This is a genomic window from Streptomyces sp. UH6, assembly GCF_013421635.1.
Classification (GTDB): Bacteria; Actinomycetota; Actinomycetes; order Streptomycetales; family Streptomycetaceae; genus Streptomyces; species Streptomyces abyssomicinicus.
This window is the reverse complement of the sequence record NZ_JACADT010001377.1, coordinates 1-1,134: the sequence shown is the minus strand read 5'-3', so window position 1 is coordinate 1,134 and position 1,134 is coordinate 1. Positions and strand designations below refer to the sequence as shown.

Annotated in this window: 1 protein-coding gene; it reads left to right on the top strand. The window is 74.8% G+C overall.

All coding sequences use genetic code 11. The features are described 5' to 3' along the window. Nucleotides 1–1,092: serine hydrolase (locus HW445_RS32010; RefSeq protein ID WP_180224258.1), on the top strand; the 1,092-nt coding region annotated here is incomplete at its 5' end. Between the last annotated feature and the right edge of the window lie 42 nt (nucleotides 1,093–1,134).

The window sequence follows — 1,134 nt, the reverse complement described above, 5'->3', positions numbered from 1 at the left end:
GCCGGGAGAGGCTGGGGCCCGGTCGGACGCCGCGCCGGGGGCGGGCCGGACGCCGTGCGGCGGGAGTTGACGGCTCTGGTGGACGGGACGGGGGTGCCGGGAGCGGTCGCGCACACCGGGCACGGCCGCCGGAGTGGGACGTACACCGCGGGGACCGCCGAACTCGGCACCGGGCGGCCGATGGTGGGGGCGGACGGACGTTTCCGGATCGCCAGCGTCACCAAGTCGTTCACCGCCGCGGCGGTGATGCGACTCGTCGCGGACGGCGACCTGCAGCTCGACGACCCGGCGGGGCGCCACGTCCCGCAGCTGGCGGAAAGCGGGGTCACCGTACGGCAGTTGCTGAAGCAGACCAGTGGCCTGGCGGACTTCGGGGAGCTGGTGGACTGGACCCGGCCGGGTGGCTACACCCCGGAGGAGTTCCTGGACCTGTCCCTGCGCCTGGGTCCGGAGTTCGCCCCCGGGACCGACTGGGGCTACTCCAACACCAACTACCTGGTGCTCGGCATGGTGATCGAGCGCGTGACGGGCGAGGACTTCCGCGGGTACGTCGAGCGGACCGTCATCGAGCCGCTGGACCTGCGCGGCACGTACTGGCCGGCGCCCGGCGAGCTGGGGCTGCGCGGCCCCCACGCGCGCAACTACGGGTACCACCCGGCCCGTCCGCAGGACGGCGTGGTGGACGTGACCGAACTGCCGGGGTACGAGTTCGGCGCGTCCGGCGGCCTGGTGTCCACCCCGGAGGACGTCAACACCTTCTGGGACGGGCTCCTCGGCGGCCGGCTGCTGCCCGGCCGGGTGGTCCGGCTCATGACGCGGGACACCACCGACGTCAGCGACCACGGCTATCCGGAGGGCAGCCGTTACGGGTACGGGGTGCGGAGCAACCCGCTGAGCTGCGGCGGCGAGTACTGGGGTCACCTGGGCGACCTGCCGGGCGACTCGGTGGTCACGGGCCGTGCGAGCGGCGGGCGCGGCACGGCGACCGTCTACATCACGTCCCACCACGCCCTGGACCCCGCCCGCGGCGAGCACCTGCTGGCGGCGGTGGACGCGGCGCTGTGCGCCAAGGGCCACCCGAACCGCCCCTGACGCGGTCCGTCCGACGCCGCGCCCCGCCAGGGCCGTACGGCA